This is a genomic window from Parablautia muri (genome assembly GCF_009917485.1).
GTDB lineage: Bacteria > Bacillota > Clostridia > Lachnospirales > Lachnospiraceae > Suilimivivens > Suilimivivens muri.
The window spans coordinates 24,189-37,364 of the sequence record NZ_QZDT01000007.1; the positions used below are offsets into that span (position 1 = coordinate 24,189).

The following is a 13,176-nucleotide window of genomic DNA, read 5'->3' on the forward strand; positions in this document are numbered from 1 at the left end:
CTGTGCTTATTTTGTGGAAGGATGGAAACAGGATAAAGAGCGGTGGGAAGTAAGGATATGAAAAGCAATCAAGAAAATCTTTTAAACCAGAAGAAGAAAAAAGAACAAAATCCCTTTAAAAAGGCTGTTTTCCTTACCTTGTCAATGGCCCTTTGCGCCTTGCTTTTAGCAGGTGCGCTGGTGGTGTATGTGGACCCTTTTTTTTATTATCACAGCCCTTTAAAAGGGTTTCCCTATCTGGTGGACAATCAATTAGCGCAAAATCCGGGAATGGCCGCCCATATGGAGTATGACAGCGTAATCTTAGGGTCCTCCATGACAGTTAATTTCCAGGCAACCTGGTTTAAGGAGCTGATGGACTTAAATACAATTAAGCTCAGTTACAGCGGGGCTTTCCCAAAGGACCAGTCCAACATTATGGAAATTATTTTCAGGAAACCTTCCGGCGCTGTTTCCCAAGGTGACGGAAATAAGGAAACAAAGAAGGTCAGGAGCGTCTTTTTGGGCGTGGATGTGATCACGTATACCGGCGGCGTGGATGAGACAAAATATCCTATCCCGGAATATTTGTATGACGATCACAATTTAAATGATATCAAATATTTGCTCAATAAGGATGTGATTTTGAACTATATTCTGCGGCCTATGGCCGACCCGGAGCCTACGGATCTGTCAAACGTTTATGCAAGCTGGTGGACGGAGGAATATTACAGCCAGGAGTGGGTATTGCACAATTATACCCCGCCCGGGAAAGTTGCGCAGGAAACTCTACCGGATGCCTACCTCGCATCAGTGGAAAAAAACCTGGCGGCCAATATCTGTCCATATATAGAAGGTAATCCGGAAACGGAATTTGTAATATTTTTTCCGCCCTACAGTATTTTGTTCTGGAACGATGTGCTTTTGGAAAATCATTTGGAGGCCACCATTGAGGTGTACAGATACATTGCAAACCGTCTGAATGAATACGAAAATGTGAAACTTTATTTTTTCCCGGACAGAGAAGAAATTATCTGTGATTTAAATAACTATGCGGATTACAGCCATTACCATCCCAGATATAACCGTTATATGGCAGAGTGCTTTGCGTCTGGTGAGTGCCTGGTGGCCAAGGAAGGAGAAAAGGGGACCGGGATAGAGGAATATCTTCTGCATATGCAGGAAATTGTGGAAAGCTTTGACTTTGAGGAGCTGCTTTCGCGCAAGTAATAAAGTATCTTAACAAATTAGCTGATTAATAGTACAATAAAATTAGCTAAAATAAAGGAGGGACAGCTTATGATTGGTGCCACGGCAACGGCTGCAGAAATGCAGAATAATTTTGGAAATACTTAAATATGGTTATAAACGGCAGTGAAGTTATTGTAACGAAAAACGGAAAAGAAATTGAAAGATTTATTCCAAAAGATGCAGCGGTGTCTTATCTGACAGATTCCCTTACCGGAATCCTTAAGAATAATTATGACCTTGATAAGGAGCGGAAAGAGAGACTGGACGAAAAATATGAGATTGCTGATTGATGCAAATATCCTGTTGGATGTGTTGCAAAAAGAGAACCATATTTTTATGATTCATCTTTGATTTGGAAATGGTGTGAAACGGAATCGGCTGAAGGATATGTGACATCCCTGACAATTGCCAATCTTATCTATGTAATGAGAAAAGAGCTGAATCCTAACAAAATTGAAGAAATCCTTCAGAAACTGAAATTGATATTTGGGTTAACGGACTTGTGCGTATCTGATATTACAAATGCTGCCGAGATGAAATGGGATGATTTTGAGGATGCCGTACATTGTGCAATTGCGGAACGTATACATGCAGATTGTATTATTACAAGAAATGTTCGGGATTTCAGGCGGAGTAGTGTGAGTGCCTATACGCCAGCTGAATACCTGGCAAAAATTGAAAGTCTGCAGATGACAGAAGAAGGTGAAAATGACAATGAAAGATAACTGCATAGAAGGTATTATGCAGGCAGGCGAAGATTATCGGTATTTGCTTAGGAACCCCCATTGAAGGCTGAACCTAGGAGAAAATAAAAAACATTTATGGTAAAATCCGGATCAGGCAGCGAAATTTGCCAAAGAGGCAGTCAGTGTTACTTCCTTTACGCTGCTGACCGGATGGACCTATATGGTGAACGTGAGGGTTCAGGGGGGCGATTCGCTCTTATGCGGCAGGACTTTTGGAGGGAAATAGGAAAGCTGTCCTAAAAAATGATAATGGCTATCGGGCGCTGCCGGAGCTTACAATGCCCATATGGTTGTTGATAATATCTGCAACCCGCTCAGCCAGCTTTTCACGGCCGGCATCATTGTAATGCATATAGTTGGACATATATTCTTCGTAGTTATCTTCATTGATGGTTCCAAAGTAGTTATCAATAAAGGATACGCCGCAGTCCATAGCGGCTTCTGCTTCCATCAGCAGATAATGGTGCAGGGTGCCATTGCCGATATCTTTTAAGGTGCCGTTATACAGCTCTCCGTTGTCATCCATATATTGAGCGTAGGTATGGGACATTACAAGGATGCGGATGTGGGGCCAGGTATTCTTGATGTTGCTGATGGTGGTGCGCAGGCCGCCGGTGTAGGCGGTAACATCATAGGGGTTATTCGGATTATCAGCAACAGTGCCCATATTATAGTCTGTGCTGTCATACATAATGACAATGATATCCACCTTGTCCATATCTACTGTTTTCATGATTTCCACAGTATCCGCATATCGGGGATCAGGCTCATCATTGGCAATAGAGGCGATAGCTGTAAATTCGTTATTCCGCAGACATTCCACCACATAATAAAAGTTAAAATGGTCTCTTGTATATTCCGGATTATATACAGGATATTTACAGGCAACGGAGGAATCCGGAAATGCACAGTCGTAAACCACAGCATTTGTCTTTTGGGCAATCTGTGAGGCAAGACTGGTGTCTCCATGGTCATCTGTAAAAGGATTATTGCCCAAACATAAAATAGTGGTGACACCATCGTCCTGCCTGCCTTCCAATAAAGAAGAATCCATGGGGATGATCATGTCCAGCGTTTCCACATCAAATTGGGAAGGGTCAACATCTGGTGTATCATCATCCAAAGCGCTGCCTTTATTCCATTTGTTTAGCCGGTAAACAGATATTATGGCAATCAGTACTATGGCAGAAACCAAAAGAATATGCATGTTTATGTGAAGATTAGATTTCTTCCGGGAAGCTTTCTTTTGAGGCAGATCAAAATCATCAAGAAATTCTATATCTTCCTCGCTTTCCATGTAGGTTAAATCCTTCGGCTCGTCCGAATCATCAGAGCCATCTAAAGGCGTATCATGATCCAAATTTAAGCTTTCCGTTTCATTTAAATTCTCTATTTTATCCAGGCGATCAGCAAGATCCGAATCTTGGGATTCATCCAAATCTTCAATCTCATCTTCATTGGAAACCTGTATTTCGTCTAAGCCCTCAATTTCATCTAAATCAAGAGAACTTCGTTCAGGATGAAGATGTTTATTTTGGGATATTTTTATGTGTCTATTTATTTTCATACTAATCTCCATTCTTGCCAGTGCCCTCAAATTTGGGCGAAAGCACAAATTTGTTGTGTGAAAAGTTTATTTTTCACACTAATCGCCATTCCTGCCGGCAGTCCGCAAATTTGGGACGCAGGCACGAAGTAATTCTTTGTTATTCTACTATCATTTTATGGAAAAATCCATAAATTCATAAAAATTTAATATACGATATCGGGCAGATATGGTAAAATGCAATTTGTGCAGTTAGAAGGCCTATACAGGGGGTATCGGGGATAAATTATGAAAAAGAAATTCAGATGGAAAGAAATTCTCATGCTGCAAGCAGTATTTTTTATATACAGTATATCCAGCGTTGTTTTAAAATTTGCATCAGGAAAAGAGCTGTTTAGCCTGGAATTTATATTGCTCTATGGAGTGGATGTTATGATACTTGGGGTGTATGCGCTTTTGTGGCAGCAGGTGATTAAAAAGTTTGAGCTGTCTGTAGCTTACGCCAATAAAGCAGTGACTTTACTTTGGGCTTTGGGATGGAGCATTTTCCTTTTCCATGAGCAGATTACAGTGTGGAAAGGGGCAGGCATTTTTCTGGTGATGATTGGCATTTTTATCCTGAATGGGGAGGAGGAAAAATCACAATGAACATGCATATACTGGTTTTGCTGTTTTCAGTGTGCGTAGCTTCCTTTGCACAGATTCTTTTAAAAAAGAGTGCGGCCAAGACCTATGACTCCCCCATACGGGAATATTTGAACTTTTATGTGATTGGCGGATATGGGATGATGTTTCTTTCCATGTTCCTGACGGTATTCTCTTACAGAGGATTGGATTTTTCCAATATTCCGGTGATAGAGTCCCTTGGATATGTGATTGTGATGCTGTTGAGCTATCTGTTTTTTAAGGAAAAGATAACAAAAAGAAAGCTCCTTGGAATGGCAATTATTTTAGGAGGAATTTTTGTGTATTATAGATGAGGAATTTTAAGATTGCAAATATATAAAAATCAAAGGACCAGGAGCTTTCCTGGTCCAGTGATCGCATTTTTGTCCGACAAGCCCGTATACGGGCACCTGTATTAATGTGTATGAGGCACAGTATAGTTGCTGGCGGTTTGTTGAACCATAGCAGCTAACAGTGTGGTAACCGGAAGATTGGCTTCGTTTTGTGCCTGAAGTTCTTTATACCATTTACTGTATTTATACATACGGTATGTAGCTTTAAATTTACCTAACTGATTTTCATCATCACAGGCGCGTTTAAAAGCTTCCCGCTCCTCCATATCCATCTCAACATAGTCCAGATAAGAAATTTGGAGTTCCGTTAATGGATTGCTGCACTTTGGGCATATCATCTTATGCCCGTTCAACATAAAAATACGGTGACAAGGTTTGCAGAAATGCATGTACATCATATAAATTCCCCTTTTCTTAAACAAGCATAATTGTTAGCTCATTTTTAGTTTACCGGTATTACAGATAAAGTCAATAACTTATAGGTAGCCTGTCTTGAGATTTTGTTGACAGAAAACGATAAAAAATTATGTTAACTGTCAGAAATCTAAATATTAAGTTTTTTTTATAGATAAAAATACAAAATGATTGTGCTGGTTTTTGATAAATGTTATAATAGCGAGAAATTGAAACTGATAATGAAAAAGAATGAAGAAAGATATTACAGAAATATTAAAGTGGAGGGTTTACATAAATGGGTAAATTTTTACATGGGTTAGGAGGCAGAAAAAGAGGCAGGAGAAATAAAGCTGATTCGGAATTAGAGTGGATGGACTACGATGAAAATTACGAGGAAGATGATTATGAGGACGAGGAAGCCTACGAAGACGAAGATTACGAGATAGAAGATGAAGAAGATTACGAAGACGAAGATTACGAGATAGAAGATGAAGAAGATTACGAAGACGAAGGTTATGAGATAGAGGATGAGGAAGATTACGGAGACGAAAGTTATGAGATAGAGGATGGAGAAGATTACGAAGACGAAAGTTATGAGATAGAAGATGAAGAAGATTACGAAGACGAAGGTTATGAGATAGAGGAGGAAGATTACGGAGACGAAGATTACGAAGTAGAAGATGAATATAACGAGGAAGACTACGGAACAGAAGACGAGGCCGAAGGTTATGAAGAAGATGAAGACTACGAGATGGCCCATGGTTATGATGAGGAAGACTATGAGATAGATGAGGAAGATGGATATTATCAGGATGAGGATTATGATGAATTAGACTATGAGGAAGATTACGGAGATGATGTGGACTACGACTATGAGGAAGACGAAGTCCCAGAGGGAGTGGCAGCAAAGGTTATATACAGGCTGAGACATATGTCAATGGTGGATCATATTGTTGCACTCACCGGTGTAGCGGTATTTGTAGTTGTTGCAATTACAGGAACCCTCTTTTTGAATGCGAAAAGCAATCAGTCACAGATAGAAGCCTTCGCTGAAATTGGAGTGGGAATGGAAGATATTTCCATGATTGGGCAGAGCGGTCTGGTTGCGGTTGCAGATGCCCAAACTGCAAAATATTTGGCAGCCACTATGGAGTTAGAGGAGCCGGAAGAAGTTGAACAGGAAGAAAAAGAAGAGCCTGAGGGAAAAACAGAGGTTGTCATGAATTTGACTTCTATCCAGAAAGACCTTAAAATTAAGTTTATTCATAAAAAAACAGGAAAGCTGATTCCTAATCTGAACTTTAAAATTGAAATTACGAAACCTTCGGGCGGAACTTACACGATTGAGGATGAGGATAAGGATGGTGTCATCTACCAGACCGGTATAGAAGCAGGGAAATATAAGGTCAAAATTGTAGGCCCGGAATCGGACAGCACCTATTCTATTTCCTCCGAGCAGATGTCTGTGACAGTGAAGGATACGATTGAGTATAAAAAGGTGGACGTGTCTGACGAGGTGAAGACAGAAGCACAGGTAAATGCGGCAGCGGAAGATACCAAGGTGAATGAAACGGTGGTAGAGTCTACGAATACGGACACAGTGGAATGGGTAGAATCTACTAAGACGTTGATAGAGGGAACAGAGCGAAAGGAAGAAAGCTATGAGAAGGTAGATGCAAAAGAGATTGCAGATCCTGGAAAGGTAGCGTCAATCGGATTCAGACTGCTAAGCGGGAATACCGAAGTAGGCGGTGAAACACCTACGCCGGAAGAAACGAAGGAACCGGAAGAAACTGTGGAGCCGGAACCCACCAAGGAACCGGAAGAAACTGTGGAGCCGGAACCTACCAAAGAACCGGAAGAAACTGTGGAGCCGGAACCCACCAAGGAACCGACAACAGAACCAACGGTAGCTCCCACTATCGTGCCAACGGCAGTGCCTACGCCAATACCGCAGACAACGCCAAGCCCAACGCCTACAGAGCTGCCCACTGCAACGCCTGCTGAAAGCCCTACGGCATCGCCTTCCGTATCGCCTACCGCTTCGCCGTCAGCAACGCCTAATGATGCAAAAAGTGATACTACAAGCGTATTGAAGACTACCAAGGGAGAAACCCTTTATATTAAAAATCCTGATGGCAGCTTCAGGGAAGCCAAGTATGCGGACTATTACACCACAAAGGAATTTTACCGTTTGGTCAGCCAAACCGGCGGTGAATATAAATATACTGGATGGCAGGTAATAGATGGCGCCACTTACTTCTTTGATAAGAACGGCAATAAGGTGACCGGAGAGCAGATAATCCAGGGAGCGAAATATAATTTTAACAGTGATGGCTCCTTAAATACAGGTTCGGGCCATATGGGAATAGACGTATCCAAATGGAATGGAAATATAGATTGGAATGCGGTAAAAAACAGCGGTGTTTCTTATGTCATTATCCGCTGTGGGTACCGGGGATCTTCCACAGGCGCTTTGATAGAGGATCCTATGTTCAGAAGCAACATCCAAGGGGCCTCTAAGGCAGGACTTAAGGTAGGGGTTTATTTCTTTACCCAGGCTGTAAATGAGGTAGAAGCAGTAGAGGAAGCTTCTATGGTTCTCGGATTGATTAAAGGCTATGGTCTTAGTTATCCCGTGTTTTTGGATGTGGAGGCCAGCAACGGACGGGCTGATGGCATCAGCACAGCGACAAGAACGGCCGTTTGCAAAGCCTTTTGCCAGACGATTCAAAATTCCGGATATAAAGCAGGGATTTATGCAAATAAAACGTGGTTAAACAGCCATATAGACGCGCCCAGTCTTACCGGCTACAAAATCTGGCTTGCCCAGTATGCTGCAACGCCCAGCTATAATAGAACAAGATATGATATGTGGCAGTATTCTTCCAAAGGAAGTGTGACAGGTATTAAGGGCAATGTTGATATGAACATAAGTTATATGGGATATTAATTAGAAATATATGATATTAAGTTTAAGAAATGGAGAAGGAATATGAGAACTTATTTGGTAACAGGAGGAGCGGGTTTCATTGGGTCTAACTATATTCATTACATGTTTAAGAAATATGGCAATGAAATAAGAATAATCAATGTGGATGCCCTTACTTATGCGGGAAATCTCGAAAATTTAAAGGAGCTGGAAGGGCGGGAGAATTACACCTTTGTAAAAGCAGATATTTGTGATAAGGAAGCAATCTCCAAAATTTTTGCAGAAAATGACATTGACAGAGTCGTTCATTTTGCAGCGGAGTCTCATGTAGACCGAAGCATCAAAACACCGGAAATATTCGTACAGACGAATGTTTTGGGAACTGCTGTTATGCTCAACTGTGCGAAGGCTGCATGGGAAAATGAGGACGGCACATTCAAAGGGGGCAAAAAGTTCTTACACGTATCCACAGACGAAGTGTATGGCTCCCTTACGGAGGACGGAGGGTATTTTTATGAGACAACGCCTTATGCGCCCCATAGCCCTTATTCTGCCAGCAAAGCAAGCTCGGACATGTTGGTTAAGGCGTATATGGACACCTACAAATTCCCTGCTAACATTACCAACTGCTCCAACAACTATGGGCCTTACCAGTTCCCGGAAAAGCTGATTCCCCTTATCATCAACAATGCACTTCACGGGAAGAAGCTGCCTGTTTACGGAGATGGAAAAAATGTCCGTGACTGGCTTTATGTGGAGGATCATGCGAAGGCGATTGACATGGTACAGGAAAAAGGAAGGCTTTTTGAAACTTATAATGTGGGCGGACATAATGAAAAGCAAAACATTGAGATTATCCACATTATTCTGGATACCTTACAGGAGATGCTGCCGGAGGGGGATCCAAGAAAAGAGTTTATCAATGAAGATTTAATCACTTATGTGGAAGACAGGAAGGGCCATGACAGAAGATATGCCATTGCGCCTGATAAGATTAAGGCGGAGATTGGCTGGGAGCCGGAAACCATGTTTAAAGAAGGTATTAAACGTACAATTGAGTGGTTCTTTGCGCATGAAGACTGGATGAAAAATGTAACCAGCGGAGATTACCAAAAGTATTACGAGGATATGTACAGGAATCGTTAAGAAACCGGATTTATATCTGATTTTGGTAAGGTTAATGGGAGTGATTTACATTCACTCCCATTTTGTGGTATACTTGATTAGATTATGCGTTTGAGTAAGAAAGATGATTTTGGAGGTATCCGATTATGAAGGGAATTATTCTGGCAGGAGGTTCAGGAACAAGGCTTTATCCGTTGACAAAAGCGGTGAGTAAACAGATTATGCCGGTTTATGACAAACCGATGATTTATTATCCTTTGTCTACTTTGATGCTGGCAGGAATCAGGGAGGTGCTCATTATTTCTACGCCCAGGGATTTGCCCGTTTTTGAGGAGCTTTTGGAGGATGGAAGCCAATTGGGCATGGAGTTTTCTTATGCTGTGCAAAAGCAGCCCAGAGGACTTGCGGATGCTTTTATTATTGGGGCGGATTTTATAGGTAAGGATAGCGTTGCCCTTGTGCTTGGCGATAATATTTTTTATGGTCAGAGCTTTTCGAGAGTGCTTAGGGAGGTGGCAGCCAGAGAAAAAGGCGCAACTATATTTGGCTATTATGTGCGTGACCCCAGAGAGTATGGCGTAGTTGAGTTTGATAAGATGGGAAAGGCTGTCTCTATTGAAGAAAAACCGGAAAACCCTAAGAGCAACTATGCTGTGCCGGGATTATATTTTTATGACAACCGGGTGGTGGAAATTGCTGCTAATGTAAAGCCCTCTGCCAGGGGAGAAATTGAAATCACCAGTATTAACAATGAATACCTGAGAATGGGAGAGCTGTATGTGGAGACATTAGGGCGTGGATTTGCCTGGCTTGATACAGGGAATCACGATTCTCTTCTTGATGCGGCGGACTTTGTGGCAGCCTTTCAAAAACGTCAGGGCTTATATATTTCCTGCATTGAGGAAATTGCATATAAGAGAGGGTTTATTAACAGGGAGCAGCTTCTTAAGCTGGCAGAGCCTCTTATGAAAACCAATTATGGACAATATATGAAGGAAGTAGCAGACGGATTATAGAAGATAAACAGAAGATAAATGATTGTGGACAAAAGCTGCAAGGAAAGAATTTGGCGAAGAAAATTTCGAAAGGAGCAGAGCTATAAATGGGTAAGATAACAGTAGAGACATGTGAAATTGAGGGATTGAAGGTGATTACCCCTGCGGTTTATGGGGACGAACGTGGGTATTTCGTGGAAACCTATCATTACAACGATTATAAGGAGGCCGGTATCGATCAGGTATTTGTGCAGGATAACCAGTCTTCTTCCATTAAGAATGTTCTAAGAGGGCTGCACTTTCAAATTCATTTTCCGCAGGACAAGCTGGTAAGGGTGATAACAGGGGAAGTGTTTGACGTGGCGGTGGATTTAAGGCCGGGATCTGCAACCTATGGAAAGTGGCATGGGGTCATTCTGTCCGCAGAAAATAAAAAGCAGTTTTTTGTCCCTAAGAATTTTGCCCATGGTTTTCTCGTGCTTTCAGATTACGCAGAATTTGCTTATAAATGTACGGACTTTTATCATCCCAATGATGAAGGCGGTATCAGATTCGATGATCCAAAGATAGGTATCAAATGGCCCATAGCGCCAGGAACAGAGCTTATCATGTCGGACAAAGATAAAAAATGGGGCGGAATCGAAGAATACACGGAAAGTAAAAAGAATGGATAAAAAACAGATGAAATAATCTAGGCTGATGTAAAACAGCAATAGGTAACATGGAGGTTAGCGTGAAAGAAAAAAAGCTCTTTCGTTTAAGGAAGCTGCCCAAGCCGGTAGGGATTGGAATCTTTTATGGGATTTGCCTTATGGTAGCGGTCATGGTGCTTATGCACTACAATCCTTTAGCGCCTGATCAGCATACGGAAAGTTTGAAAAAATATTGCGCCTGTGCGCTGCTTGCGCTTGCGTGCATTATTTTTGGCCTGTATTATGACAGGATGTTTATTATTCCGAAAGAATTATTTCAAAGCAGGGAACTTATCTGGAAGCTCTCTAAAAATGATTTTAAGAAACGTTATGCCGGATCTTATTTGGGTTTTCTGTGGGCGCTGGTGCAGCCGGTAGTAACGGTTGTTATGTACTGGATTGTATTTGATAAGGTGTTTCAGACACGAAGTCAGTTGGTGGCCAGCGGTGTTGAAGTGCCCTATGTTTTGTATCTCACGGCAGGACTTGTGCCCTGGTTTTACTTTTCCGAGGCTATCACAAACGGAACCAGTGCGCTTTTGGAATATAGCTATCTGGTGAAGAAGGTGGTATTTAATATTAGTATTCTTCCAATTATTAAGCTGATTGCGGCTACTTTTATACATGCGTTTTTTGTGGCGATTCTTTTGCTTGTTGCCATGTTTTATGGGTATTATCCAACTATTTATATGATACAAATTGTGTATTACAGTTTTTGTTTATTTGTGCTGGTGCTTGCCATGAGCTATTGTACCTGCGCGGTTGTGGTATTTTTCAGGGATTTGGCACAGATTATTAACATTGGCCTGCAGGTAGGGATGTGGGCAACTCCAATTTTGTGGAACATTGATATGCTCAGTAATCCTAAAATTATCACCCTTTTTAAGCTGAATCCTTTGGTTTATATTGTAAATGGTTATCGAAACGCAATATATGGTGACGAGTGGTTTTTTGAACATTTTTATTCCTCCACTTATTTCTGGATTTTTACAGTTACATTATTTTGTGTGGGGTCATTGATTTTTAAGCGCCTAAAAGTTCATTTCGCAGATGTGCTGTAAGTAATCGGCCGTATGCGCTGTGTAAAAAGAATGAGGAAAGTGACCAGGCAGGAGAAAAGACAGATGGAAAAAAAGAAAGTTGCCATACGGGTAAAAAAACTGGAAAAAGCATATAAGCTTTATGATAAGCCTTCGGACAGGCTTAAGGAGGCGCTGGGCCTGGCAAGGAAAAAGCGCTATAAGGAGCATTATGCCTTAAAGGGAGTGGATTTAACGATTCACCAGGGGGAAACCGTGGGGATTATCGGCACGAACGGTTCCGGAAAGTCTACGATTCTCAAAATAATAACAGGTGTTCTCAATCCTACAAATGGTTCCGTAAAGGTAAATGGACGAATTTCAGCACTGCTTGAGTTAGGGGCAGGCTTTAACATGGAATATAATGGAATTGAGAATGTTTATTTAAATGGCACCATGATAGGATTTTCCCAAAAAGAAATTGATGCCAGAATGGATGAGATTTTAAGCTTTGCAGATATTGGAGATTACGTTTATCAGCCTGTAAAGACCTATTCAAGCGGTATGTTTGTAAGGCTTGCCTTTGCGGTGGCGATTAACATTGATCCGGAGATATTGATTGTGGATGAGGCTTTGTCCGTAGGGGACGTATTTTTTCAGGCCAAATGTTACCATAAATTTGAAGAATTTAAGAATATGGGAAAAACCATTGTATTTGTCAGCCATGATCTGAGCAGTATCAGTAAGTATTGTGACAGGGTGGTTTTGTTAAATCAGGGGGTAAAGTTAGGCGAAGGTAGCCCAAAAGAGATGATAGATGCCTATAAGCAGGTGCTGGTAGGGCAATATCCTATCCCAGGTGAGGAGCATGAAGGGCTATTAGATGATAAGGATATCCAGGCAGCAGCGGCGAAAAAGGGAGAAGGGGTATCTGAGGCGGGAGGAGTTAATGGGAAGAATCTTGTCACAGAGGTTTCCGATACGGTAAAAAATCCGGAGCTGTTGGAATATGGAACAAAAGCAGCTGTTATTGAAGACTATTTTATTAGAGATGAAGCGGGTCGGAAGTGCAGTGCTATTTTAAAAGGCGGAGAGTGCAGCATACATATGAAAGTGCGCTTTGTGGAGGATATCAGTGAACCGATTTTTGCTTTTACCATAAAGAATATCAAGGGTGTGGAAATTACAGGGACGAACACCATGGTGGAGAAGGCCTTTTTGGAATCAGTGCAGGCCGGCAGTGTGAAGCATATTACTTTTACCCAAAGGCTGGATTTGCAGGGGGGAGATTATCTCCTTTCTCTGGGCGTTACAGGATATGAAAATGAGGATTTTAAGGTGTATCACAGGCTTTATGATGTGATGGACTTGACGGTCATTTCAGATAAAGATACTGTGGGGTATTATGATACGAATTCAAAGGTTGTGGTTAGTTGACAGCCACAATCATATTTAGTCTATGTAGATAGAAAGGAA

Annotated in this window: 13 protein-coding genes; 11 read left to right on the top strand and 2 right to left on the bottom strand. The window is 41.6% G+C overall.

Annotated elements, in window-relative coordinates; translation table 11 throughout:
- The first annotated feature begins 57 nt into the window (after nucleotides 1-57).
- The 3 genes from D5281_RS06510 to D5281_RS06520 all read left to right on the top strand — a co-directional run bounded on the left by D5281_RS06510 (nucleotide 58) and on the right by D5281_RS06520 (nucleotide 1,955).
- Nucleotides 58-1,209: a hypothetical protein gene (locus D5281_RS06510; RefSeq protein WP_160559363.1), complete on the top strand. Its 1,152-nt coding sequence runs from the start codon at nucleotides 58-60 to the stop codon at nucleotides 1,207-1,209.
- A gap of 128 nt (nucleotides 1,210-1,337) precedes the next feature.
- Nucleotides 1,338-1,520 carry a hypothetical protein gene (locus D5281_RS06515; protein ID WP_330584867.1) on the top strand — a complete coding sequence of 61 codons (183 nt, stop codon included), beginning with the start codon at nucleotides 1,338-1,340 and terminating at the stop codon, nucleotides 1,518-1,520.
- 57 nt (nucleotides 1,521-1,577) lie between these two features.
- The gene (locus tag D5281_RS06520) at nucleotides 1,578-1,955 is read left to right on the top strand and encodes a type II toxin-antitoxin system VapC family toxin (RefSeq protein WP_277935212.1); all 378 of its coding nucleotides are present in this window, start codon (nucleotides 1,578-1,580) and stop codon (nucleotides 1,953-1,955) included.
- 274 nt (nucleotides 1,956-2,229) lie between these two features.
- Here D5281_RS06520 and D5281_RS06525 read toward each other — a convergent pair whose 3' ends face one another.
- Nucleotides 2,230-3,543, bottom strand: coding sequence for a hypothetical protein (locus D5281_RS06525; RefSeq protein WP_160559364.1), 1,314 nt, complete (start codon nucleotides 3,541-3,543; stop codon nucleotides 2,230-2,232).
- 267 nt (nucleotides 3,544-3,810) lie between these two features.
- Between D5281_RS06525 and D5281_RS06530 the strand changes: the two genes are divergently transcribed.
- Together D5281_RS06530 and D5281_RS06535 are read left to right on the top strand one after the other, a co-directional pair.
- Nucleotides 3,811-4,170, top strand: a complete 360-nt coding sequence (locus D5281_RS06530) for a transporter (protein WP_160559365.1) — start codon at nucleotides 3,811-3,813, stop codon at nucleotides 4,168-4,170.
- Nucleotides 4,167-4,502 (top strand): EamA family transporter, encoded by a 336-nt coding sequence (locus tag D5281_RS06535; RefSeq protein WP_160559366.1) that lies wholly within the window; start codon nucleotides 4,167-4,169, stop codon nucleotides 4,500-4,502. The genes D5281_RS06530 and D5281_RS06535 overlap by 4 nt, the downstream gene beginning before the upstream one ends.
- Before the next feature lie 101 nt (nucleotides 4,503-4,603).
- Here the strand turns inward: D5281_RS06535 and D5281_RS06540 are convergent, their stop codons facing one another.
- Nucleotides 4,604-4,939: a hypothetical protein gene (locus D5281_RS06540; RefSeq protein ID WP_160559367.1), complete on the bottom strand. Its 336-nt coding sequence runs from the start codon at nucleotides 4,937-4,939 to the stop codon at nucleotides 4,604-4,606.
- Nucleotides 4,940-5,232: 293 nt separating this feature from the next.
- Between D5281_RS06540 and D5281_RS06545 the strand changes: the two genes are divergently transcribed.
- From D5281_RS06545 to D5281_RS06570, 6 genes are all read left to right on the top strand, one after another.
- Entirely contained in the window at nucleotides 5,233-7,890 is a 2,658-nt protein-coding gene (locus tag D5281_RS06545) for a GH25 family lysozyme (RefSeq protein WP_160559368.1), read from the top strand.
- A 42-nt stretch (nucleotides 7,891-7,932) separates the two neighbouring features.
- Nucleotides 7,933-9,015 carry a dTDP-glucose 4,6-dehydratase gene (gene rfbB, locus D5281_RS06550; RefSeq protein ID WP_160559369.1) on the top strand — a complete coding sequence of 361 codons (1,083 nt, stop codon included), beginning with the start codon at nucleotides 7,933-7,935 and terminating at the stop codon, nucleotides 9,013-9,015.
- A gap of 125 nt (nucleotides 9,016-9,140) precedes the next feature.
- Nucleotides 9,141-10,010, top strand: coding sequence for a glucose-1-phosphate thymidylyltransferase RfbA (gene rfbA / locus D5281_RS06555; protein ID WP_160559370.1), 870 nt, complete (start codon nucleotides 9,141-9,143; stop codon nucleotides 10,008-10,010).
- Between the two features lie 86 nt (nucleotides 10,011-10,096).
- Complete coding sequence (gene rfbC, locus D5281_RS06560) at nucleotides 10,097-10,663, top strand: dTDP-4-dehydrorhamnose 3,5-epimerase (protein ID WP_160559371.1); 567 nt, start codon at nucleotides 10,097-10,099, stop codon at nucleotides 10,661-10,663.
- 59 nt (nucleotides 10,664-10,722) lie between these two features.
- Nucleotides 10,723-11,742, top strand: a complete 1,020-nt coding sequence (locus tag D5281_RS06565) for an ABC transporter permease (RefSeq protein ID WP_330584868.1) — start codon at nucleotides 10,723-10,725, stop codon at nucleotides 11,740-11,742.
- Between the two features lie 63 nt (nucleotides 11,743-11,805).
- Nucleotides 11,806-13,137, top strand: coding sequence for an ABC transporter ATP-binding protein (locus D5281_RS06570; protein WP_160559373.1), 1,332 nt, complete (start codon nucleotides 11,806-11,808; stop codon nucleotides 13,135-13,137).
- The last annotated feature ends 39 nt before the right edge of the window (nucleotides 13,138-13,176 follow it).

Coding starts and splice junctions, on each gene's coding strand:
- D5281_RS06510 (WP_160559363.1), top strand. CDS start 58: ATGAAAAGCAATCAAGAAAATCTTTTAAACCAGAAGAAGAAAAAAGAA.
- D5281_RS06515 (WP_330584867.1), top strand. CDS start 1,338: ATGGTTATAAACGGCAGTGAAGTTATTGTAACGAAAAACGGAAAAGAA.
- D5281_RS06525 (WP_160559364.1), bottom strand. CDS start 3,543: ATGAAAATAAATAGACACATAAAAATATCCCAAAATAAACATCTTCAT.
- D5281_RS06530 (WP_160559365.1), top strand. CDS start 3,811: ATGAAAAAGAAATTCAGATGGAAAGAAATTCTCATGCTGCAAGCAGTA.
- D5281_RS06535 (WP_160559366.1), top strand. CDS start 4,167: ATGAACATGCATATACTGGTTTTGCTGTTTTCAGTGTGCGTAGCTTCC.
- D5281_RS06540 (WP_160559367.1), bottom strand. CDS start 4,939: ATGATGTACATGCATTTCTGCAAACCTTGTCACCGTATTTTTATGTTG.
- D5281_RS06545 (WP_160559368.1), top strand. CDS start 5,233: ATGGGTAAATTTTTACATGGGTTAGGAGGCAGAAAAAGAGGCAGGAGA.
- rfbB (WP_160559369.1), top strand. CDS start 7,933: ATGAGAACTTATTTGGTAACAGGAGGAGCGGGTTTCATTGGGTCTAAC.
- rfbA (WP_160559370.1), top strand. CDS start 9,141: ATGAAGGGAATTATTCTGGCAGGAGGTTCAGGAACAAGGCTTTATCCG.
- rfbC (WP_160559371.1), top strand. CDS start 10,097: ATGGGTAAGATAACAGTAGAGACATGTGAAATTGAGGGATTGAAGGTG.
- D5281_RS06570 (WP_160559373.1), top strand. CDS start 11,806: ATGGAAAAAAAGAAAGTTGCCATACGGGTAAAAAAACTGGAAAAAGCA.